The organism is Nonomuraea sp. NPDC050394, assembly GCF_044459065.1.
Lineage (GTDB): Bacteria > Actinomycetota > Actinomycetes > Streptosporangiales > Streptosporangiaceae > Nonomuraea.
Genome location: NZ_JBITIO010000034.1, coordinates 15,827 through 37,671, shown reverse-complemented (window position 1 = coordinate 37,671; position 21,845 = coordinate 15,827). Strand labels below are relative to the sequence as shown.

17 protein-coding genes are annotated in these 21,845 nt (G+C 70.3%); all 17 read left to right on the top strand.

Translation table 11 applies throughout. From position 1 onward, the window contains the following. The first annotated feature begins 552 nt into the window (after window positions 1–552). Window positions 553–1,872: a bifunctional folylpolyglutamate synthase/dihydrofolate synthase gene (locus ACIBKY_RS54725; RefSeq protein WP_397110551.1), complete on the top strand. Its 1,320-nt coding sequence runs from the start codon at window positions 553–555 to the stop codon at window positions 1,870–1,872. A 97-nt stretch (window positions 1,873–1,969) separates the two neighbouring features. Beyond that, window positions 1,970–2,311 carry a DUF4233 domain-containing protein gene (locus tag ACIBKY_RS54720; RefSeq protein ID WP_397110549.1) on the top strand — a complete coding sequence of 114 codons (342 nt, stop codon included), beginning with the start codon at window positions 1,970–1,972 and terminating at the stop codon, window positions 2,309–2,311. Between the two features lie 11 nt (window positions 2,312–2,322). Next, window positions 2,323–4,263, top strand: coding sequence for a hypothetical protein (locus ACIBKY_RS54715; protein WP_397110547.1), 1,941 nt, complete (start codon window positions 2,323–2,325; stop codon window positions 4,261–4,263). Window positions 4,264–4,409: 146 nt separating this feature from the next. Continuing rightward, on the top strand, window positions 4,410–4,820 hold the full coding sequence (gene ndk, locus ACIBKY_RS54710; RefSeq protein ID WP_157246518.1) for a nucleoside-diphosphate kinase: 411 nt from the start codon (window positions 4,410–4,412) through the stop codon (window positions 4,818–4,820). Window positions 4,821–5,670: 850 nt separating this feature from the next. Continuing rightward, complete coding sequence (locus tag ACIBKY_RS54705) at window positions 5,671–6,702, top strand: rod shape-determining protein (protein ID WP_397110545.1); 1,032 nt, start codon at window positions 5,671–5,673, stop codon at window positions 6,700–6,702. Then, window positions 6,702–7,580 (top strand): rod shape-determining protein MreC, encoded by an 879-nt coding sequence (gene mreC / locus ACIBKY_RS54700; RefSeq protein ID WP_397110543.1) that lies wholly within the window; start codon window positions 6,702–6,704, stop codon window positions 7,578–7,580. The genes ACIBKY_RS54705 and mreC overlap by 1 nt, the downstream gene beginning before the upstream one ends. Next, window positions 7,577–8,041 carry a rod shape-determining protein MreD gene (mreD, locus tag ACIBKY_RS54695; RefSeq protein ID WP_397110541.1) on the top strand — a complete coding sequence of 155 codons (465 nt, stop codon included), beginning with the start codon at window positions 7,577–7,579 and terminating at the stop codon, window positions 8,039–8,041. The genes mreC and mreD overlap by 4 nt, the downstream gene beginning before the upstream one ends. Next, window positions 8,038–10,080: a penicillin-binding protein 2 gene (gene mrdA, locus ACIBKY_RS54690; protein WP_397110539.1), complete on the top strand. Its 2,043-nt coding sequence runs from the start codon at window positions 8,038–8,040 to the stop codon at window positions 10,078–10,080. The genes mreD and mrdA overlap by 4 nt, the downstream gene beginning before the upstream one ends. Further along, entirely contained in the window at window positions 10,077–11,243 is a 1,167-nt protein-coding gene (gene rodA, locus ACIBKY_RS54685) for a rod shape-determining protein RodA (RefSeq protein ID WP_397110537.1), read from the top strand. The genes mrdA and rodA overlap by 4 nt, the downstream gene beginning before the upstream one ends. A 4-nt stretch (window positions 11,244–11,247) precedes the next feature. Further along, a complete protein-coding gene (locus ACIBKY_RS54680; RefSeq protein WP_397110535.1) occupies window positions 11,248–11,427 on the top strand; it encodes a hypothetical protein in 180 nt (59 codons plus the stop codon). A 20-nt stretch (window positions 11,428–11,447) separates the two neighbouring features. Then, window positions 11,448–13,358, top strand: a complete 1,911-nt coding sequence (locus ACIBKY_RS54675) for a TIGR03960 family B12-binding radical SAM protein (RefSeq protein ID WP_397110533.1) — start codon at window positions 11,448–11,450, stop codon at window positions 13,356–13,358. A 311-nt stretch (window positions 13,359–13,669) separates the two neighbouring features. Then, entirely contained in the window at window positions 13,670–14,434 is a 765-nt protein-coding gene (locus ACIBKY_RS54670; protein WP_379619176.1) for a TIGR03936 family radical SAM-associated protein, read from the top strand. Window positions 14,435–14,575: 141 nt separating this feature from the next. Beyond that, window positions 14,576–17,353: an Rne/Rng family ribonuclease gene (locus ACIBKY_RS54665; RefSeq protein ID WP_397110531.1), complete on the top strand. Its 2,778-nt coding sequence runs from the start codon at window positions 14,576–14,578 to the stop codon at window positions 17,351–17,353. A 231-nt stretch (window positions 17,354–17,584) separates the two neighbouring features. Continuing rightward, window positions 17,585–17,887: a 50S ribosomal protein L21 gene (rplU, locus tag ACIBKY_RS54660; protein WP_183647442.1), complete on the top strand. Its 303-nt coding sequence runs from the start codon at window positions 17,585–17,587 to the stop codon at window positions 17,885–17,887. Window positions 17,888–17,906: 19 nt separating this feature from the next. Then, the gene (gene rpmA / locus ACIBKY_RS54655; protein WP_184973142.1) at window positions 17,907–18,164 is read left to right on the top strand and encodes a 50S ribosomal protein L27; all 258 of its coding nucleotides are present in this window, start codon (window positions 17,907–17,909) and stop codon (window positions 18,162–18,164) included. Between the two features lie 638 nt (window positions 18,165–18,802). Then, a complete protein-coding gene (obgE, locus tag ACIBKY_RS54650; RefSeq protein WP_397110529.1) occupies window positions 18,803–20,155 on the top strand; it encodes a GTPase ObgE in 1,353 nt (450 codons plus the stop codon). Window positions 20,156–20,716: 561 nt separating this feature from the next. Beyond that, window positions 20,717–21,835, top strand: a complete 1,119-nt coding sequence (gene proB, locus ACIBKY_RS54645; protein ID WP_397110527.1) for a glutamate 5-kinase — start codon at window positions 20,717–20,719, stop codon at window positions 21,833–21,835. The last annotated feature ends 10 nt before the right edge of the window (window positions 21,836–21,845 follow it).

The window sequence follows — 21,845 nt, the reverse complement described above, 5'->3', positions numbered from 1 at the left end:
GAACCCGGAAGTTAAGCTTCCCAGCGCCGATGGTACTGCACTCGGGAGGGTGTGGGAGAGTAGGTCACCGCCGCACAAAACTGCACAAGAAGGGGCCCAACCAATCCGGTCGGGCCCCTTCTTCGCGTTCCGAGGGGCCGTCCCACCGTCGTGGGATAGCCCCTTTTTGCGTTGCGTTGCGGGTCTACCCGTGCGGGCCAGCCCCCTCTCACGTGTGCGCCTCCACCACACGCCCCCTGGCTGCCGGGGCTCACCCACCCCGCCCCGGCGAGGGCTCACCGCACGCCCACCCAACCACCCACCCACCTCGCGTCCCACCCACGCCGCCCACCCCCGCATGTCGCCCCTCCCCACGCTTGTCCAGCGCCGCGACGGCGAGAACCCCCGCGGACGTGTCCGGCGCAACGCGTACGGCGACCGGGTCGGTCTCGCCGCTTGTCTCTGATACACACCCCGGGTCTGTGCTCCGCCGCTTGCCTAAGGGCCGGGGGTGTCGGGGGTGGTTGGCTGGTCAGTGGTCTGGGGGGTGGGGGTGGTCAGTAGGGTTGGGGGGTGGACTATCGTGCGGTTGAACGTGCGATCTTGGAGCGGGGCGTCGAGTGGAAGTTCGAGCCGACCCTGGACCGGATCGCGGCTCTCTTGGATCTGCTCGGCTCGCCCCAGCGGGCGTACCCTGTCGTGCATATTGCCGGCACCAACGGTAAGACCAGTACGGCGAGGATGGTTGAGGCGCTGCTGCGGGAGCGGAACCTTCGGGTGGGGAGGTTCACGAGTCCGCACCTGGTGTCGATGCGTGAGCGGATCTGCGTGGATGGCGAGCCGTTGAGTGAGGAGCGGTTCGCTGAGGTGTATGAGGAGATCGCGCCTTATGTGGAGTTGAATGACACCACGGGGCGGCGGATCCAGTTCTTTGAGTTGCTGACGGCGATGGCGTTCGCGGCGTTCGCGGATACTCCGGTGGACGTGGCAGTCGTCGAGACGGGGATGGGTGGCACGTGGGATGCCACCAACGTCGCCGACGGGCAGGTGAACATCATCACGCCCATCTCGCTGGACCATACCGAGCGGCTGGGGCCGGATGTCGCGTCCATCGCGGGGGAGAAGGCGGGCATCATCAAGGCCGGCTCCACCACCGTGCTCGCGCAGCAGGAGCTTGAGGCCGCCGAGGTGTTGATGCGGCGGGCCGCCGACGTCGGGGCGGTCGTCGCGCGGGAGGGGCTCGAGTTCGGGGTGCTCAACCGGGAGATCGCCATGGGCGGGCAGCTGCTCACCCTGCGCGGGCTCAAGGGGGTGTACGAGGATGTGTATCTTCCGCTGTACGGGGCTCATCAGGCCGGCAACGCCGTCACCGCGCTGGCGGCCGTCGAGGCGCTGACGGCGGGGGACGATCCGCTCGGCATCGAGCTGGTACGGCAGGCGTTCGCCCAGGTGACATCCCCCGGACGGCTCGAAGTGGTGCGCCGGGATCCGACGGTCGTCATCGACGCGGCGCACAATCCTGGCGGCATGCAGGCCACGCTCGACGGGCTGCACGAGGCGTTCGACTTCGCCAAGGTGATCGGGGTCGTCGCGGTCATGCGGGACAAGGACGTCGCCACGATCCTCGACCTCCTGGAGCCCGTGCTGGAGGAGATCATCGTGACCCGCAACTCCTCGCCGCGCTCCATGCCGCCGGAGGAGCTGGGGGCGCTGGCCGAGGAATACTTCGGTGCCGATCGGGTGCATGTGGTGGACCGTCTCGACGAGGCCATCGACCGCGGCATCGGGATCGCGGACGCGGAGGGCGAGTTCAGCGGGACCGGCGTGCTGATCACGGGTTCGGTGATCACGGCCGGTGACGCGCGGTACCTGCTGAAGGTGGACGGCCAGTGACCTGCCCCGCCTGTTCCGGTACGGCTGCCGCCGGGTTGACCGGCGGCGCGAGCCGTACCCTGTGGTGGGGCGGTTGTGCCGGTGAGAGGGGTGTGAGGTGAGTTTCGTCGTCACGCCGGGCATGCGCAGGCTGGGTGCCAGTGTGCTCGGGATGGAAGCGATCATGGCCGGGCTGATTACGCCCGTGGCGATTACGGTGAGTGGTGTCACGCCGGCGCTGGCCATGGTGGCGGGGCTTGGGCTGGGGGTGCTGTGCATCGTGGCGATCGGGCTGCTCAAGCGGCCTGTCGGGTACGTGGTCGGCAGCCTGGTGCAGGTCTTGGCGATCGCCACGGGGTTCCTTGTGTCCATGATGTTCTTCCTCGGCGCGATCTTCGCGGCTCTGTGGATCACCGCGATATTCGTCGCTCGCCGTGTCGAGGGCGTGACTTCCCGCTAAAGTCGGCCTACATGGCCGTCCCCCCAATCCAGCGGTCCCCGAACGCGGCTGCCGCCGGGCCCACCGCAGGCGCGAAGTTCCCGTGGCTGCTCGACCTCGTGCTCGGGCTGCTCATCGTGGCGGCCCTGCCGCTGGCGATCATCGCGATCCCCAACACCGTCTCCGTCGTCGCCGATCTGCTGCCGGCGGAGATCGACCGGGTCGGGCTGATGCGCGCGCACGGGCTCGCCCTTCCGGCGATGATGCTGACCGTCCCGCTGGCCGCCGTGGCGCTGCGCCGCATGCCGGTCACCTACGTGCTTGTCGCCGGGCTCGCCCTGCTGGCCGCGGCCGACGCGGCCGGCGGCTACGCGGGCACCTCGTTCATGGTGGGCGTGCTGCGCGTGCTCCACGGTGTCGGCGCGGGCGTGCTGATCCCCGCCACGCTGGTGGCCGCATGGGGACGTCCGCCGGTGGTACGCGCGGTGTGGGCCGGCATGCTGGCCGTCAGCCTCCTGACCGCCCAGGCGCTCGCGCTGTGGCCGCTTCACCAGGTCGACCGTTGGCAGGTCACGCTCCAGCCGTACCCGCTGCTGACCGGGATCGCGCTGGGCCTCGCGGCGGCGTACCTGCTGGTCTGGTTGCTGCAGGGTGAGAGCGCGTCGCCGACGCCCCGGGCCAGGGAACGCAGCCGGTTGCTGCTGGCGGCCGTTCCCGCCGCGGGCATCGCGGTTCTCGCCATCAGTACGGCCAGCCAGGACTGGAAGGCCGGGCTGGTGGTGCTGGTGGCCGTGTTGTCCATCGCGGCGCTGCTGGCCCTGGCCACGATCGGGACCAGTGAGAGCCGGACGCTGGCCTACACGTTCGTCGCGATCGGGGTCGTGCTGCTGCCGACCGTGGCGCAGGTGACATATGTGGAGATGGGCGGGCTGGGCGGGCCTGGGCTGAAGGGGTTGTGGCTGCCGTTCGTGGTGGCCGCGGTGCTGGCGGTCGCGGCCGGGGCCGGAGTGGCGTTGTTCGGCGGGTCCGCTCTGCGGTGGCTGGCGCCCGCCGGGTTGCTGCTGGTCGTGCTGGGGCTGGCCATGGTGCGGCTCATGGTGCCGGCGGCGGAGGGGACGGTGCTGGTGGTGCCGTTCACCCTCATGGCCGTCGGGGCCGCGGTGGCGCTGACCGCGGCGCTTCGGCAGACGAGTGTGGGCGTGGCGCTGTTCGGGCTGGCGTTGTGCTTTCCGGGGGTGCTGTCCGGGTACCTGCTCGGGACCGGGGTCCAGGTCATGATGCTGCGCGGGCAGCGGTCGGCCCAGGGGATCGTGGACGCGTTCGTCGAGGCGTTGCACACGTGGGCGCTGATCGGCGGGTTCCTGACGGTGGCGGTGATCGTGCTGGGCGCGTTGCTGGCTCGGCGGTCGGGCGGGGCCGGTGAGGATGGTGACGGGTCCGCGGTGGGCGGTGCCGTACCGGATGGGGCGGAGGCTTCTGGCGGTGAGCCTCGTGACGAGGTGTCAGGTGTGGAGGAGCAGCCGGGCATTGAGGCCTTCGTGGTGGCGGACGCTCGAAGTGAGATTGATGCCGCCGAGACGGGTTCGGATGAGACGAGCGCTGCTGGGGCGGAGCGGGGTGACGCGGGCGCTGCTGAGGAAGAGCGGGACGGCTCGGGTGCTGCTGAGGAAGAGCGGGACGGCTCGGGTGCTGCTCAGGTGGAGCGGGACGGCTCGGATGCTGAGGTGGAGCGGGATGGCGCGGGCGTCGTTGAGGCTGCGCCTGCTGGCGTGGTCGAGGGTGTGCCGGATGCGGCGGAGCTGGATGAGGGGGATCGGCCCACCGGGGAGATCCCTCGAGTCGTGCTGCCCACGCCGGTCAACGGTGACTCGCCGGAGACGGCTGATCCCGCCCGGGTGGCCGGTGAGCGCGACGGGCCGTCGCCCGCGGTGCCGCCGCCCGCGCAGTCGCCCGAGGACAATGAGCGGCCCTGAGCGCCGCGAGAGCAGGGGAACCGTCGCGGGACGGTAAGCTGTGCCGCGTCGCCGCTACGCGAGGACGGAGACCGTCTCGTGATGCGGACTCGCGGAGCGAAAGCTGATGCTCGCCCCCAAAGAATCCGTTCAAAGGAGAACCTCACGTGTCCGAGCGCACTCTTGTCCTGATCAAGCCTGACGGGGTGAAGCGTGGCCTCATCGGTGACGTGATCGCCCGCGTGGAGCGCAAGGGCCTCAAGGTCGTCGCCATGGACCTGCGCACGCTCGACGTCGACACCGCCAAGGCCCACTACGCCGAGCACTCCGAGCGGCCGTTCTTCGGCGAGCTGGTGGAGTTCATCACCTCGGCGCCGCTCGTGGCGCTGGTGCTGGAGGGGCCGCGTGCGGTCGAGGCGTTCCGGGCGCTGGCGGGGCTGACCGACCCGGTCAAGTCCGCTCCCGGCACGATCCGCGGCGACCACGCGCTGGAGATCGGCGAGAACGTCGTCCACGGGTCCGACTCGCCGGAGTCGGCCGCCCGGGAGATCAAGATCTTCTTCCCGGACCGCTTCTAGCCTCCCACCCGGCGCCTCTTCAGGTCCCGGCTCGGGCACTCTGCCCGTTTCGCGCCCGCACAGCTCCGTCTGTGTGGGCGCTTTCGTCTTTCCGGCGTTGGGGGCGCTGGGGGGCTCGGGGTGCTCCGGGTGTTCGGGGTGTTTCTGGGTTACGGCAAGCCCCCATACCGCCGACCGCCGTCGTGGGCCGGCGGCCTCTTCCGAGCGGCCGGCAGTCGGACGGGGTGCTCGCCGCTACAAAGCACGTCTGGCCGGACGCCGTGGCCTGGCTGAGCACCGTGGAGGGGCGCCGGGCTCCACCGCACCACGTCCCGCCGCGCGGCGCCTGAAAGCGCTCCTGGGGCCGTGGGGTGGGCAGGGCTGGGTGAGGTGGTCCCAAGGAGGTGCGGAGGAGGTGTGGGCGGTGGCGTCTGGGCGGGGTGTGTGGGGTGTGGAGTGTGCCTGGGGGGTGCGTGGGGTGTGGGGTGCGTGGGGTGTGGGGTGCGTGGGGTGTGGGGTGCGTGGGGTGTGGGGTGTGGAGTGTGTCTGGAGCGGGATGCGTGGGGTGTGTCCGGGGTGGGTGCTGGGTGGGTGGGTTGGGTGGATGGGGTGTTCTGGGGTTTTGGCTTGGGTTGGGGGTGTGTGGAGTTGGTGGTTGGGAGTGGGTGTCAAAAGCGGGTGATGGCTGGCTATATCGGTCTTGGGGTGGGGGCTATCGAGGGCTGATGGGGTAAAGAGGGCGATACCGGAGGTACGCAAGATTTTTCTGGGACGGTGGTGCTCATTGCGCTCACCGGTGGGTACGTCACGTTACGATTCGAATGCGATCCGTAGTCATCAGTGAAGGACGTTACGGAAGGCTCCGTTCCCCATGGGCAGCAAGCTCGCCTTTCTCGGCCGCGACATGGCGGTCGACCTCGGCACCGCCAACACGTTGGTCTACGTGCGCGGCCGGGGCATCGTGCTCAACGAGCCGTCCGTCGTGGCCATCAACACGACGACCGGCAAGATCGTCGCGGTGGGCATCGAGGCCAAGCGCATGATCGGGCGGACGCCCGGCAACATCGTCGCCGTGCGCCCGCTCAAGGACGGCGTGATCGCCGACTTCGACGTCACCGAGCGCATGTTGCGCTACTTCATCCAGCGCGTCCACAAGCGCCGCCACTTCGCCAAGCCGCGCATCATCATCGCGGTGCCCAGCGGCATCACCGGTGTTGAGCAGCGGGCGGTGAAGGAGGCGGGCTACCAGGCGGGGGCCAGGAAGGTCTATATCGTCGAGGAGCCCATGGCGGCCGCGATCGGCGCCGGGCTGCCGGTTCACGAGCCGACCGGGAACATGGTCGTCGACATCGGCGGCGGCACGACCGAGGTGGCCATCATCTCGATGGGCGGCGTCGTGACCAGCCAGTCGATCAGGGTGGGCGGTGACGAGCTCGACCAGGCGGTGATCACCTTCGCCAAGAAGGAGTTCTCGCTGATGCTCGGTGAGCGCACCGCCGAGGAGATCAAGATGGCGATCGGGTCGGCGTGCCCGACCTCCGACGAGTGCCATGCGGAGATCCGGGGGCGCGATCTGGTCAGCGGGTTGCCGAAGACGATCGTGGTGTCCGCCGAGGAGATCAGGAAGGCCACCGAGGAGCCGGTCAACGCCATCGTCGACGCGGTGAAGACGACGCTCGACAAGTGCCCGCCGGAGTTGTCCGGCGATCTCATGGATCGCGGCATCGCTCTCACCGGCGGCGGGGCCCTGCTCAAGGGGATGGACGAGCGGATCAAGGCCGAGACCGGCATGCCCGTCCATCTGGTGGAGAACGCGCTCGACTCGGTCGCGCTCGGCTCCGGCAAGTGCGTCGAGGAGTTCGAGGCGCTCCAGCAGGTGCTCGTTCCGGAGTCGCGGCACTGATGAAGGACACGCGCCGCGCCCGGCTCATCCTAGGACTGCTGCTGACGGCGGCGCTCGTGCTCGTGACGGTCGACCACCGCACCGGTGACGGCTCGCCGTTCACGGCGCTCAGGTCGGCGGGATCCTGGGCCTTCGGCACCGCCGAGGAGGCCGCCACCACGCTGGCCAGCCCGGTGACCGGCCTCATTCAGGCGCTGGCCAACGCCCCCGGCGCCCAGGAGGACATCGAGCGTCTTGAGGCGGACAACGCGCGCCTGCGCGCCCAGATCGCGGCCGGGCGGCTCGACGCCTCGCGCTCGGCGGAGCTGCGGCGGTTGCTGGGGCTGGCGGGGACGGGCGGCTACAAGGTGGTGACGGCCAACGTCGTGGCCAGGCGCGGGCAGCCGGGCTTCGAGGAGGCCGTCGAGATCGACGCGGGCACCGACGACGGCGTACGCGCCGAGATGACCGTGCTCAACGCCGACGGGCTGGTCGGCCGGGTGATCAGGGCGGCGGCGACCACCTCCACGGTGGTGCTGCTCAGCGATCCCGCCTCTGCCACCGGCGCGCGGGTGGAGGGCGGCAACGAGATCGGCGTCGTGCACGGCGTGGGGGAGAACGGGCGGCTGGTGCGGTTCCGGCTGCTCGACTCGACCGCGCCGATCAACCGGGGCGCCCGGCTGGTCAGCTTCGGGTCGCAGCGCGGCATGCCATACGTGCCGGGGGTGCCCGTCGGGGTGATCGAGCGGGTCGAGGCGACGCCGGGTGAGCTGACCCGCATCGCGTACGCGCGTCCGTATGCCGATCTGACCGCGCTGGACGTGGTCGGGGTGGTGGTCCAGGCGCCCAAGCGGGACCCGCGCGACGCGGTGCTGCCGGCGAGGGCGAGCGCGCGATGATCGCGGGCCTGGTCGTCGTGGTGGCGGTGCTGCTGCAGCTCATCGTGGTCAACCGGCTGCCGCTGCCCGGCGGCGGGATGCCGGACCTGGTGCTGCTCGCGGTCGTCGGGGTGGCCATGATGCGCGGGCCCGCGATGGGGGCGGCGATCGGGTTCTGCTCGGGGCTGCTGGTGGACGTGGTGCCGCCGACGGCGCACGTGGCGGGGGAGTACGCCTTCGTGCTCACGGTCGTCGGGTTCCTGGCGGGGCGCGGGCTGGGCGGCGTGGTGCCGACGGTGGTGGCCTGCATCCTGGCGGCGCCGCTGCTGGCCGCGGTCGTCGGCGGGCTGGTCGGCGAGCAGGGGGTGACACTGGCGGCGGTGGCCGTCAAGGCGCCGGTCACGGTGGTCTACACGCTGGTCGCGGCGCCGGTGGTGATCTGGGCGGTGACCCGGGGGAAGCAGCCGAGGTATGCGGTATGAGCAGGATGAGAACCCGGCTGGTCGTGCTGAACGTGCTGGTCGTCACGCTGATCGCGGTGCTGGCCGTGCGCCTGTGGCAGGTCCAGGTGGTACGCGGGATCGAGTACGTCTCGGCGGCGGCCGAGACCAGGACACGCGGCGTGGTGGTGCCGTCGGTGCGGGGGCAGATTCTGGACGCCGCGGGCCGGCCGCTGGTGCGTAACCGCACCGCGCTGGTCGTCTCCGTGGACCGGACCTCGCTCACGCGCATGCCGCGCGGCGGCCAGGAGGTGCTGGAGAAGCTCGCCGCCGTGCTGGGCCGGCCGGTCAAGCTGCTGGAGAAGCGGATCCGGTCGTGCGGGCCGGGGGTGACCAGGCCGTGCTGGCCGGGCTCGCCGTACCAGCCGATTCCGATCGACGAGACGGTCAGCACGCGTGAGGCGCTGCAGATTCTGGAGCGGCAGGAGGAGTTCCCGGGGGTGACCGCGGAGGTGCAGGCGGTCAGGGAGTATCCGCACGGCAAGGCGGCGGCGCAGCTGGTCGGGTACCTGCAGCCGGTCACGCAGGAGGAGCTGGAGAAGCGCGACGGGCTCAAGGCGTCCTTCTCGGGTGTCGACCTGGTGGGGCGGGACGGGCTGGAGTCCGTCTATGACGAGGCGTTGCGGGGCAAGCCGGGGCTGCGCCGGGTCCAGGTGGACAGGCTCGGCAAGGTCATCGGGGTGGAGCAGCAGGTGGCGCCGGTCTCCGGGGACACGTTGATCACCAGTATCGACGGGCGCGTGCAGGCCATCGTGGAGAAGGCGCTCGACGGGGCCATGAAGCGGGCGCCCAAGGCGGACGGCGCGGCCGGGGTGGTGCTCGACGCGCGTACCGGGCGGGTGGTGGCGCTGGCCAGCGCGCCCGGCTACAACCCGGCGATCTGGACAGGCGGGATCTCCGAGAAGGAGTACCAGGACCTGCTGTCGGACAAGGCGGGGCGGCCGCTGGTGTCGCGGGCGATCAAGGGGACGTTCGCGCCCGGCTCGACGTTCAAGGTCTCCTCGGTGGCGGCCATGCTGCGCTCCGGCTACCCGCTGAACGGGATCTACGGCTGCCCGGGGTCGTACATGGTGGGCGACCGGCCGTTCAACAACTTCCGCGGCATCGGGCTGGGCACGCTCACCCTGCACACGGCGCTGGTCAAGTCCTGCGACACGATCTTCTACAAGTCCTCCTACGAGCAGTGGATCAAGGATGGCGGGCTGCACCCGAAGAAGCCGCCCCGCCAGCCCTTCGAGAACACCGCCAGGGCCTTCGGCTTCGGCAGGCCCACCGGGATCGACCTGCCGGGCGAGTCGGCCGGGCGCATCCCGGACCGCGACTGGAAGAAGGACCTCTGGGGCCAGACCAGCGCCGACAACTGCAAGCGCTCGCGCACCGGCTACCCCGAGGTGAAGAGCGCCTCACGGGCCGCCTTCCTCAAGCGCCTGGCCTACGAGAACTGCGTCGAGGGCTACCTGCTGCGTCCCGGTGACGCCGCCAACTTCTCCATCGGGCAGGGCGACGTGCTGGTCACGCCGCTGCAGCTCGCCGCCGCCTACGCCGCGCTGGTCAGCGACGGCAAGCTGCGCAGTCCGCGCGTGGCCTGGGCGAGGGTACGGCCGGACGGCACGCTGGTCCAGCGCATCGACCCGCCGGTCACCGGCAAGCTGCCGATCAGCGAGAAGGAACGCGCCTACATCAAGAACGCGCTCAGCCAGGTCGCCTCCGACGGCACCGCGGCCGGGGCCTTCAGCGGGTTCCCCATGGACCAGGTGCGCATCGGCGGCAAGACCGGCACCGCGGAGGTGTGGGGCAAGGAGGACACCTCCTGGTTCGCCTCGTTCGCGCCCACCGAGAAGCCGCGGTTCGTCGTGGTCGCCATGGTCTCGCAGGGCGGGATGGGCGGGTCCACGGCGGCGCCGGCCGTACGGGAGATCTATGAGGGCATCTACGGGATCAAACAGCCGGCCGCGCTGCCGGACGGGAAACCCGTCTCCAAGCTGCCGATGATCGCGCGGGACGGGACGGTCACCCGATGACGGACCGCACGCTGCCGGCCAGGCGGCGCTCGTTCACCACCCGCGCCGTGGGCGCGCAGTCGACCGTGTGGCGGCTCGACGGGGTGCTGCTGGTCTCGGTCGCGGCGTTGTGCGTGATCGGCACGCTGCTGGTGTGGTCGTCCACGCGCACGTGGGCGCCGGGTTCGACCGGGCTGGTCAAGAAGCACGTGCTGAACCTGGCCATCGGCGCGGCGCTGTGCGGGGCGGTGGCGATGATCGACCACCGGCTGCTGCGCGCGTACGCGCCCGTGGTCTACCTGGTGACGCTCGTCGGGCTGGCCCTCGTGGTCACGCCGCTCGGCACCACGGTCAACGGGTCACACTCGTGGATCATGCTGGGCGGCGGGTTCGCGGTGCAGCCGTCGGAGTTCGCCAAGCTCGGGCTGGTGCTGATGTTGTCGATGCTGCTGGCCCAACCGGCGGAGGGCACTGATCGGCCACGCGGGCTGGACATGCTGTTCGTGGTGGTCATGGCGGCGATCTCGATGGGGCTCGTCATGCTCCAGCCGGACCTCGGCACCACGCTGGTGCTGGCGGTGATCGCCGTGGGCGGGCTGGTGATCGCCGGGGTGCGCAAGCGGTGGATGATCCTGCTCGTGCTCACCTCGGTTGCGGGGGCCGTGGCGGTGTGGATGCTGGATCTGCTGGAGCCGTACCAGGTGGCGCGGTTCACCGCCTTCATCGACCCGAGCGTGGACCCGCGCGGCGTCGGCTACAACTCCACGCAGGCGCTCATCGCGATCGGCTCCGGCCAGGTGTTCGGCAAGGGGCTGCTGGACGGCGGGCAGACGACCGGGCGCTTCGTGCCCGAGCAGCACACCGACTTCATCTTCACCGTCGCCGGCGAGGAGTTCGGCTTCCTCGGCTCGGTGACCGTGGTGGCGCTGCTCGGCGTGGTGCTGATCCGCGGGCTGAAGATCGCCCGGCAGTGCGAGGACCGATTCGGGACGCTGGTCGCCGGCACGATCGTGTGCTGGCTGGCCTTCCAGACCTTCGTCAACATCGGGATGACCGTCGGCATCATGCCCATCACCGGGCTCCCGCTGCCCTTCGTCTCCTACGGCGGCACCGCGACCTTCGCGAATCTCATCGCAATCGGGCTGCTACAGGCGATAAGGATCAGGGAACAGGCGTTTAATTAGAAGTATGTTCGTGGCCTACTGCGACGAGTGCGGGGACCGCTTCCTGCTTCCCGCCAGCCACGTCGTCGCCCTGCACAATCTCGCCAGCGGCGTCATCGCCGTCGAGCTGACCTGTTACGAGAACCACCGCGTCCTCGTCATGAGCGGAAACGACATCGACATCCAGGGCCCTGCCACCGTCTGAGCGCGGATAGGCTTGGACCCATGTCTGTCGAGTCGATTTTCCCACGCCTGGAAGCGCTGCTGCCCAGAGTGCAGAAGCCGATTCAGTATGTCGGCGGTGAGCTCAACTCGACGGTCAAGGACTGGGACGAGGCGGACGTGCGCTGGGCGCTGATGTACCCGGACGCCTACGAGGTGGGGCTGCCCAACCAGGGCGTGGCGATCCTCTACGAGATCCTCAACGAGCTGCCCCAGACCCTGGCCGAGCGCACCTACTCGGTCTGGCCCGACCTGGAGGCGCTGATGCGCGAGCACGGCGTGCCGCAGTTCACCGTCGACGGGCACCGCCCGGTGCGCGCCTTCGACGTGCTCGGCGTCTCCTTCTCCACCGAGCTCGGCTACACCAACATGCTGACCGCGCTCGATCTGGCCGGCATCCCGCTGCTGGCGGCCGAGCGCGGCGAGGACGACCCGATCGTGCTGGCCGGCGGGCACGCCGCCTTCAACCCCGAGCCGATCGCCGACTTCCTCGACGCGGCCGTGCTGGGCGACGGCGAGCAGATCGCCATCGCCATCAGCGAGGTCATCCGCGAGTGGAAGCACGAGGGCAGCCCCGGCGGCCGCGACGAGCTGCTGATGCGCCTGGCCGAGTCCGGCGGCGTCTACGTGCCCAGGTTCTACGACGTGGACTACCACCCCGACGGCCGCATCAAGCGCGTGGCGCCCAACCGGCCAGAGGTGCCCTGGCGTGTCCACAAGCACACCGTCATGGACCTCGACGAGTGGCCCTACCCGAAGAAGCCGCTGGTCCCGCTGGCCGAGACGGTTCACGAGCGGTTCAGCGTGGAGATCTTCCGCGGCTGCACGCGCGGCTGCCGCTTCTGCCAGGCCGGCATGATCACCCGACCGGTCCGCGAGCGCTCGATCACCACGATCGGCGCCATGGTCGACAACGGCATCAAGGAGTCCGGCTTCAACGAGGTCGGCCTGCTGTCGCTGTCGTCGGCCGACCACTCGGAGATCGGCGCGGTCGCCAAGGGCCTGGCCGACCGCTACGAGGGCACCAACACCTCGCTGTCGCTGCCCTCCACCCGCGTCGACGCGTTCAACATCGACCTGGCCAACGAGTTCTCCCGCAACGGCCGCCGCTCCGGGCTGACCTTCGCCCCCGAAGGCGGTTCCGAGCGCATGCGCAAGGTGATCAACAAGATGGTCAGCGAGGAAGACCTCATCCGCACCGTCACCACCGCCTACTCCCAGGGCTGGCGGCAGGTCAAGCTCTACTTCATGTGCGGGCTGCCCACCGAGCGGGACGAGGACGTGCTCGGCATCGCCGACCTGGCCAAGAAGGTGATCCAGGCCGGTCGCGAGGCCACCGGCTCGCGCGACATCCGCTGCACCGTCTCCATCGGCGGCTTCGTGCCCAAGCCGCACACGCCGTTCCAGTGGGCCGCCCAGGCCGACCACGAGACCGTCGACCGGCGGCTCAAGGAGCTGCGCGACGTCGTCAGAAACGACCGCCAGTACGGGCGGGCCATCGGCTTCCGCTACCACGACGGCAAGCCGTCCATCGTCGAGGGCCTGCTCTCGCGCGGCGACCGCCGGGTCGGCGCCGTCATCAGGGCCGTCTGGGAGGACGGCGGGCGCTTCGACGGGTGGAGCGAGCACTTCTCCTACGACCGGTGGATGGCCGGCGCGGCCAAGGCGGGCGTGGACGTCGGCTGGTACACCACCCGTGAGCGCGAGGAGAACGAGGTCCTGCCGTGGGACCACCTCGACGCCGGGCTCGACCGCGAGTGGCTGTGGCAGGACTGGCAGGAGGCGGTCAACGAGACCGAGGTCGAGGACTGCCGCTGGACGCCGTGCTACGACTGCGGCGTCTGCCCGACGATGGGAACCGAGATCCAGATCGGGCCGACCGGGAAGAAGCTTCTGCCGCTCACCGTGGTGTGACGCGACACGCGCGGGCGGCCGGACGGGCCACGGAATTGGGTCAAGGTTTCGCCGTGACGGCGGGCTGTATGTCCGACGTGGGAAGCGATCCCCATGATCGGCGCCCGCCCACGTCGGCGGGTGGCGTGGGGATGGCTTCGCCGTAACTCTGGACGAAAGCCATAACGGAGAGCTACCAACATCGGCGCGCATAGAGAACAGCGCGTACAGTCTCCGCGCGATGCGGCTTATCCTGTGAGGAGGAAACTCTGACACGGGAAGGACGCAACGCTCTGAAACCTGTTCCCGACGGGCCACCGCCCGCGCCCACGGTGCAGCGGCTTCGCGTCCGCTACGCCAAGCGCGGCCGCCTGCGCTTCACCAGCCACCGCGACATCTCGCGGGCCGTCGAGAGGGCGGTCCGCCGTGCCGGCATCCCGGTTGCCTTCAGCGCGGGCTTCTCGCCCCACCCCAAGATCTCCTACGCGGGCGCGGCGCCGACCGGCGTCGCCAGCGAGGCCGAATACCTTGAGATCGGTGTCACGGAGCCGTGTGATCCCGGACGGATCCGCGCCGACCTGGACGCTTCCCTGCCACCCGGTCTCGACGTGCTCGAAGTGGTCGAAGCGCGCTCCGGTGGCCTGGCCGATCGCCTGGAGGTCTCCACGTGGGAGCTGCGGTTGCCCGGCGCGGATCGCGAGCTGGCCGGCGTGGCGGTGGAGAAGTTCCTCGCCGCCGGCACCGTCGAGGTTGAGCGCCTCACGAAGAAAGGCCCCCGCCGCTTCGACGCGCGGGAGGCGGTGCGGATGCTTGAGATCTCCGAGGGAACGGAGAGAACCGCAGCTCAGGTGCCCGGACAGTCGTGTGTCATACTGCGCATGGTTGTTCGGCACGTGACTCCTGCCGTTCGACCCGACGACGTGCTCACAGGATTGCGCCTTGTGGCCGACTTCGCGCCGCCGGTTCCCCCCGAGGTAACCAGGCTGGCGCAGGGGCCGCTGGACGCGTCCGGTGGGCCTGCCGACCCGTTCGACCTTGACCGCGACATCACGCGCGGCGGCGAAGCGGGACCGGCGGGCGAGCACGCCGCCGGATAGGAACCGCCTGGCGGCCCGCCAGGCGTATCCGCTGACAGGACTTGGCGCCAACACCCCATACGGGGCGGGGGCGGACAACGAGACACGAGGGCTCCTGCGCGGCGCGGCGACGCGCCCGGGAGCTGACGGGAGAGCGCCCGCATGCTCGAGAACGAGCCCAACGGCGGGGCCAACGGCCCCGACGGGGAGACAACTGAAGATCAGCCCACAACCAAGCCGCGCCGGGCAGCCCGGCCGGCAGGGCCGCCTCCGGAACTACCGGAGGAGGCCGCGCCATCCGTGCTGACGGTGCCCGCCGGTCAGGTGACCAGCCCGGCCGAGGAGGCCGTGGCCGAGGCCGTCGAGCAGCCCAAGCGGGCCGCCAGAACCCGGTCCACGGCGACGGCGACGCGCCGCCGTACCAAGAAGGACGAGGAAGGCGAGGAGCCGGTCGCGGACGAGAAGCCCAAGCGGGTTTCGCGCCGTGCCGCCGGGCCGCCGCCCGAGGTCGAGGATGTTCCCGCGAGTACGGCTGCCGCCCTCGGGAGCGCTCCCGCGGAGGAGGCGCCGGTCAAGCGGACACGGCGTACCGCCAAGGCCGCCAAGGCCGAGGCCGAGGCGGTCGAGGAGGAGGCCGCCGCACCGGTCAAGCGGACGCGGCGTACGCGCAAGAAGGCCGAGGAGGAGCCGGAGAGCCCGGTCGAGACCGCGGTCGAGACGGTCGTGGCCGAGGCCGCACCCGTCGTCGAGGCCGAGGTGCTGGACGAGCTGCCCGAGGTCGAGCCGCTCGACGACGAGCCCGCCGGCGAGGACCTCGACGAGGACCAGCCCAACCTGCTGGCCGACCCGTTCGGGCTGACCGCGCGGCGCATGGAGCAGGGCGGCGCGTCCTTCGAACGGCCGGCGGCGATCTTCGCCCCGCTGTTCCAGGCGCCCGACCCCAGTCAGGCGCAGCCGGTGGCGCCCCGCCGTCCCGAGCCGGAGCCCGTCGTGGCCGAGGTGGTCGAGGAGAGCGCCGACACCGACACCGACGCGGAGCTCGACACCGACACCGACGGCGATGCCGACAACGAGGACGAGAGCGGCGGCCGTCGCCGTCGCCGCCGTCGTGGCGGCCGCGGACGGGGCAAGGCCCGCGAGCGTGACGACTCCGACGACTCCGACGACGAGCAGGACGACGACGAGGAGCAGGGCGAGGACGACTCCCAGGAAGAGGAGGCCTCCAGCTCCCGCCGCCGTCGCCGTCGCCGTCGCCGCGGCTCCGACGAGCAGCCCGAGCCGGCCAGCGACGACCCGCCGAACACCGTGGTGCGCATCCGCGCGCCGCGCTCCGGCCGGGCCGCCGCGCTCGACACCGCCGGCGACGGCGTGCAGAGCGTGCGCGGCTCCACCCGCCTGGAGGCCAAGAAGCAGCGCCGCCGCGAGGGCCGCGAGCTCGGCCGCCGGCGTCCGCCGATCATCACCGAGTCCGAGTTCCTCGCCAGGCGCGAGTCCGTCGACCGGATGATGGTGGTGCGCCGGCAGGGCGACCGCACCCAGATCGCGGTGCTGGAAGACGGCATCCTGGTCGAGCACTACGTCAACCGCGAGGCCAGCCAGTCCTACGTCGGCAACGTCTACCTGGGCAAGGTCCAGAACGTGCTGCCGTCGATGGAGGCCGCCTTCGTCGACATCGGCAAGGGCCGCAACGCCGTCCTGTACGCCGGCGAGGTCAACTTCGACACCGCCGGGCTGGAGGGCCAGCCCAAGCGCATCGAGGCGGCGCTGAAGTCCGGCCAGTCGGTGCTGGTGCAGGTCACCAAGGACCCGATCGGCCACAAGGGCGCCCGCCTGACGTCGCAGATCAGCCTTCCCGGCCGTTACCTCGTGTACGTCCCGGACGGTTCGATGACCGGCATCAGCCGCAAGCTGCCCGACAAGGAGCGCACGCGGCTCAAGAGCATCCTCAAGAAGGTCATGCCGGAGAACGCCGGCGTCATCGTCCGCACGGCCGCCGAGGGCGCCTCCGAGGACGAGCTGGCCCGCGACGTGTCCAGGTTGTCGGCGCAGTGGGAGGCCATCCAGAAGAAGGCCAAGTCCGCGAGCCCGCCGGAGCTGCTGTCGGCCGAGCCCGACCTGACGATCCGCGTCGTGCGCGACGTCTTCAACGAGGACTTCACCTCGCTCGTGGTCCAGGGCGAGGAGGCGTGGGAGACGGTCGACGAGTACGTCAAGTACGTCGCCCCGCACCTGGCCGACCGCCTGAACCGGTGGGAGGAGGAGACCGACGTCTTCGAGTCCTACCGGATCGACGAGCAGCTGGGCAAGGCGCTGGAGCGCAAGGTGTGGCTGCCCAGCGGCGGCTCCCTGGTCATCGACCGCACCGAGGCGATGACCGTCGTCGACGTCAACACCGGCAAGTTCACCGGCCAGGGCGGCAACCTGGAGGAGACGGTCACCAGGAACAACCTGGAGGCGGCCGAGGAGATCGTGCGGCAGCTACGGCTGCGCGACATCGGCGGCATCATCGTGATCGACTTCATCGACATGGTGCTGGAGTCCAACCGCGACCTGGTGCTGCGCCGGTTGCTGGAGTGCCTGGCCCGCGACCGTACCAAGCACCAGGTGGCCGAGGTGACCTCGCTGGGCCTGGTCCAGATGACGCGTAAGCGGGTCGGCCAGGGGCTGCTGGAGGCGTTCTCGACGCCGTGTGACTGCTGCAACGGCCGCGGCCTGATCGTCTCCACGGAGCCGGTCGAGTCCAAGCCGGAGCCGCGGGGCACGCAGGGCAAGATGGCGGTCGAGAAGGCGGTCGCGGACAAGGTCTCCGCGGCTTCCGGAGCCGGGAACCGTGATACTGTGACCGGTGCGCTTGACGACGTCCCATCCGAGGATGACCAGGCGAACCAGACTTCTGGCAGGGGGCGGCGACGCTCCCGCCGAGCCAAGTCGGCCGAGTAGCCAGGCGCTCCCGCCAGGGAGCGCTCCTCGGTTGACAGTCCGTCGATCCGTCCGGTTCGACCAGGGCACCGCTCATCCGGTACCCTAGTCAATCGGTGCGTCCAGCGGCGCGCCCTGTTCGCGCGCCTCTCGGATCGTCGGTTTTCCCGACAGGTTCCGAGTGCTGGGCGCAGCATTCGGTGGTGGCCGATGTGATCGGTGACCACAAGCAGACAGTAGAAGGGTTCCGCGGTGTACGCGATCGTTCGTTGCGGCGGCAGGCAGCAGAAGGTCTCCGTCGGTGACGTCCTCGAGGTGGACAAGGTCGCCGGCGAGGTCGGCTCTTCGGTTTCGCTGCCGACGGTGCTCGTCGTCAACGACGGCGATGTGACCACGGAGGCGGGCAAGTTCCTGGTGAGCGCCGAGATTCTCGGTGAGACCAAGGGCCCCAAGATCCGCATCCTCAAGTACAAGAACAAGACCGGTTACAAGAAGCGCCAGGGTCACCGTCAGCGGTACACCCAGGTGAAGATCACCGGCATCAACCAGGCCTGAGTCACGGGAGTTTTGCGAGATGGCACACAAGAAGGGCGCGTCGTCCACCCGGAACGGCCGTGACTCCAACGCACAGCGGCTCGGCGTCAAGCGGTTCGGCGGCCAGCTGGTCAACGCGGGCGAGATCATCGTCCGCCAGCGCGGCACCCACTTCCACCCTGGCGACAACGTCGGGCGTGGGGGCGATGACACGCTGTTCGCGCTGGCTGCGGGGCACGTGCAGTTCGGGCGCAAGCGCGGGCGTCGTGCGGTGAGCATCGTTCCGGTCGCGGAGTAAATCAACGCCGACTGACGTTCCTAAGGGGTGGGTCCATTGACCCGCCCCTTTAGGCGTTCCAGGGGCTCTTCGTTCCTTTGGTGCTGTTGGCCTTCTGGTGCTTTTGGCTGCGGTGCTGTTGGCCGGGGTTTGGTGCTTCTGGGTTTGGGTGCTTCTGGGTTTGGGTGCTTTTGGGTTACGGCAAGCCAGCCTCCCGCCACCCGCCGTCGTGGGCTCGCGCCGATCGTGGGGATCGCTTCTCACGTCGGACGTGGTGCCCGCCGTAACGGCGGTGTGCTGGGCGGGTACCGTGGCTCGGCTGAGCGCCGTACCTGCGGCGCCGGGTTCCGCCGCACGGCTTCTCGCCGCGCGGCGCCGGACAAGCTCGGGGCCTCACGGCGCTGGACAGGGCGATGGCCTGGGCGTCGTGGTGCAGGGCGTACGACGTGACAGGACCCGAGGCCACCGCACCGGATGTCACCGCACCGGAGTCACGGCGTCGGATGTCACGGCGTCGGGTGTGGCGGGCCGGGTGGGGCGGTTGGCCTTTGTGGGTTGAGGGGCGGGTGGGGCTCGGTGCCGGGCGGGCTGGGTGTGGGATTGAGCTGGGAAGATGGATTTGTGTTCCGTTCGGGAGCACGTGGGAGTAAGGGGCGGTAATGCCGGACTTCGTGGACCAGGTGGTTCTGCATGTCAGGGCCGGTGACGGAGGGAACGGCTGCGCCTCCATCCACCGGGAGAAGTTCAAGCCGCTCGGCGGGCCCGACGGGGGCAACGGCGGGCGGGGCGGGGACGTGATCCTTGAGGTCGATCCCAACACCGCCACCCTGCTCGAGTATCACCGGCGGCCGCATCGCAAGGCGGACAACGGCAAGCAGGGGCAGGGGTCCAACCGGGACGGGGCGAACGGCGGCGACGTGGTGCTCACGGTGCCCAATGGGACCGTGGTCAAGGACGCCGACACCGGCGAGGTGCTGGTCGACCTCGTGGGGGCCGGGACCCGGTACGTGATCGCCGAGGGCGGGCACGGCGGGCTTGGGAACGCGGCTCTGGCCAGTACCAAGCGGAAGGCGCCCGGGTTCGCGCTGCTCGGGGAGCCCGGTGACGGGCTGGACGTGATGCTGGAGCTCAAGAGTGTCGCGGATGTGGCGCTTGTCGGGTTCCCCAGTGCGGGGAAGTCGTCGCTGATCGCGGCGTTGTCCGCCGCTCGGCCCAAGATCGCGGACTATCCGTTCACTACGCTGATCCCCAACCTCGGCGTGGTCACGGCGGGGGAGACCATCTTCACCGTCGCCGACGTACCCGGGCTCATTCCGGGGGCCTCGCAGGGCAAGGGGCTCGGGCACGAGTTCTTGCGGCACGTGGAGCGGTGCGACATGCTCGTCCACGTCATCGACTGCGCCACCTTGGAGCCGGGACGCGACCCGATCACCGACTACGAGGTCATCGAGGCCGAACTGGTCGCCTACGGCAAGCTGGACGACCGGCCCCGCATGGTCGTCCTCAACAAGGCCGACGTGCCGGACGCGCGCGAACTGGCCGAGATGGTACGCGCCGAGTTCGAAGCCAAGGGCCTGCGCGTCTTCGTCATCTCGGCGGCCACGCATGACGGCCTGCGTGAGCTGACGTTCGCGATGGGCGAGTGGGTCGCCGCGGCCCGCGCCCAGAAGCCGATCGAGGAGCCCACCCGGCTGGTCATCCGGCCCAAGCAGCTCGGCGAGACCGGGTTCAGCGTGCGTAAGGTCAGCGAGAACCAGTTCCAGGTCACCGGCGAGAAGCCGGAACGCTGGATCCGCCAGACCGACTTCACCAACGACGAGGCCGTCGGGTACCTGGCCGACCGCCTGGAGCGGCTCGGCGTCGAGGAAGCCCTGGCCAAGGCGGGGGCGGTCACGGGCGCCGAGGTGATCATCGGCTCCATGGAAGGCGGCTACATCTTCGACTGGCAGCCGACCCTTTCCGCGGAATCCGCCCGCCAGGGGCCTCGTGGGTCAGATTCCCGCTTCGCCTGATCCTTCCATTTCTATCCGTTACGGCAAGCATTTCTATCCGTTACGGCAAGCCGCCCCCACCCCCGCCCGCCGACGCGGGCCGGGGTGCCGGGGCGGCGCCCGGCAGCCGGACGTGGCACCCACCGCGACAAGCCCCGATAGCCCGGCTGACCGGGGCTGTCGCCCGCGCGACAAGCCCGGTTGCCCGGCTGGCAGTAGAGCTGCCACCCGCAGAGCCTGTCCCGCGGCCGGAAGGCCTTCCCCGCCGGACAGGCGATGCTTGACCAGCGACCGCCGACCAGCGACCAGCGACCAGCGAGGGGCGACCAGCGACCGGCGCCTGGTGGGCTGGCTGGTGGCCCGGTGGCCCGGTGAGCGTCGGAGTGCTCCGGGCCAGGACAAGCCAGGTAGGCCTGAGCGGCCGGGCCACCAAGCAAGCGGGCGGCCAGGCGCCGGGCGAGCGGGTGGCTGGGCGAGGGGGTGGTGCGGTGCTGCTGGGGGTGCTGGGCAGGTGTTCTGGGCTGTTGCCCTGGCTCTGATACTGGCGGGCGGGGAGTTGGGTGGCTCGGATAGGGTCGTTGGGTGCGAGATCGGATCAGTTCCGCGTCCAAGGTTGTCGTCAAGGTCGGCTCCTCGTCGCTGACCACCCCCCAAGGCACCATCGACGTCGACCGGGTCGACGCGCTCGTTGACGTCCTGGCGGCGCGGCGTGGGGTCGGGGCGCAGATCGTGCTGGTGTCGTCGGGGGCCATCGCCGCCGGGCTCGGGCCGCTCGGGCTGGCCGTACGACCGCGGGATCTCGCCACGCAGCAGGCCGCCGCGTCCGTGGGGCAGGGGGTGCTGGTGGCTCGGTATACCTCCTCGTTCGCCCGCTATGGCCTGCGGGTGGGGCAGGTGCTGCTGACCGCCGACGACATGATGCGGCGCTCTCACCACGTCAACGCCCAGCGCACCCTGAACCGCCTGCTGGAGCTGGGCATTATGCCGGTGGTCAACGAGAACGACACCGTGGCCACCGACGAGATCCGGTTCGGCGACAACGACCGGCTGGCCGCCCTCGTGGCCCATCTGACCAGGGCGGACGCGCTGGTGCTGCTGTCCGATGTGGACGCGCTCTATGACGGGCCGCCGAGCCGGGCGGGTTCGCGGCGGCTGGCGGAGATCCGCGGGCCGGAGGATCTGGTGGGCGTCGAGCTGGGCAGGAACGGCGCGGCCGTCGGGACCGGCGGGATGATCACCAAGGTCCAGGCCGCCAAGATCGCGACCGGGGCGGGGATTCCCGTCGTGCTGACCGCCGCGGCCCACGCCGCGCAGGCGCTGGCCGGAGCCGACGTGGGCACGTACTTTCACCCGGGCGGACGGCATCCCGGCACCCGGCTGCTGTGGCTGGCCCACGCCACGACCGGTCGCGGGCGGCTGCATCTGGACGACGGCGCCGTCGAGGCGATCGTCACGCGGCGCAAGTCGCTGCTTCCCGCGGGTGTGACCTCCGTCGAGGGCGACTTCTCCGCCGGAGATCCGGTCGACCTGTGCGGGCCGCGCGGGCGGGTGGTGGCCCGTGGCCTGGTGAACTTCGACGCTGTGGAGATCCCCGGGCTGCTGGGGCGTTCGACGCGGGAGCTGGGCAGCGAGCTCGGTCCGGAATATGAACGCGAGCTGATTCACCGCGACGACATCGTCATACTGGAGGCTCACCAGTAGCGAATGGAGC

Coding starts and splice junctions, on each gene's coding strand:
- ACIBKY_RS54715 (WP_397110547.1), top strand. CDS start 2,323: ATGGCCGTCCCCCCAATCCAGCGGTCCCCGAACGCGGCTGCCGCCGGG.
- ACIBKY_RS54705 (WP_397110545.1), top strand. CDS start 5,671: ATGGGCAGCAAGCTCGCCTTTCTCGGCCGCGACATGGCGGTCGACCTC.
- mreC (WP_397110543.1), top strand. CDS start 6,702: ATGAAGGACACGCGCCGCGCCCGGCTCATCCTAGGACTGCTGCTGACG.
- mreD (WP_397110541.1), top strand. CDS start 7,577: ATGATCGCGGGCCTGGTCGTCGTGGTGGCGGTGCTGCTGCAGCTCATC.
- mrdA (WP_397110539.1), top strand. CDS start 8,038: ATGAGCAGGATGAGAACCCGGCTGGTCGTGCTGAACGTGCTGGTCGTC.
- rodA (WP_397110537.1), top strand. CDS start 10,077: ATGACGGACCGCACGCTGCCGGCCAGGCGGCGCTCGTTCACCACCCGC.
- ACIBKY_RS54680 (WP_397110535.1), top strand. CDS start 11,248: ATGTTCGTGGCCTACTGCGACGAGTGCGGGGACCGCTTCCTGCTTCCC.
- ACIBKY_RS54675 (WP_397110533.1), top strand. CDS start 11,448: ATGTCTGTCGAGTCGATTTTCCCACGCCTGGAAGCGCTGCTGCCCAGA.
- ACIBKY_RS54665 (WP_397110531.1), top strand. CDS start 14,576: ATGCTCGAGAACGAGCCCAACGGCGGGGCCAACGGCCCCGACGGGGAG.
- rpmA (WP_184973142.1), top strand. CDS start 17,907: ATGGCACACAAGAAGGGCGCGTCGTCCACCCGGAACGGCCGTGACTCC.
- obgE (WP_397110529.1), top strand. CDS start 18,803: ATGCCGGACTTCGTGGACCAGGTGGTTCTGCATGTCAGGGCCGGTGAC.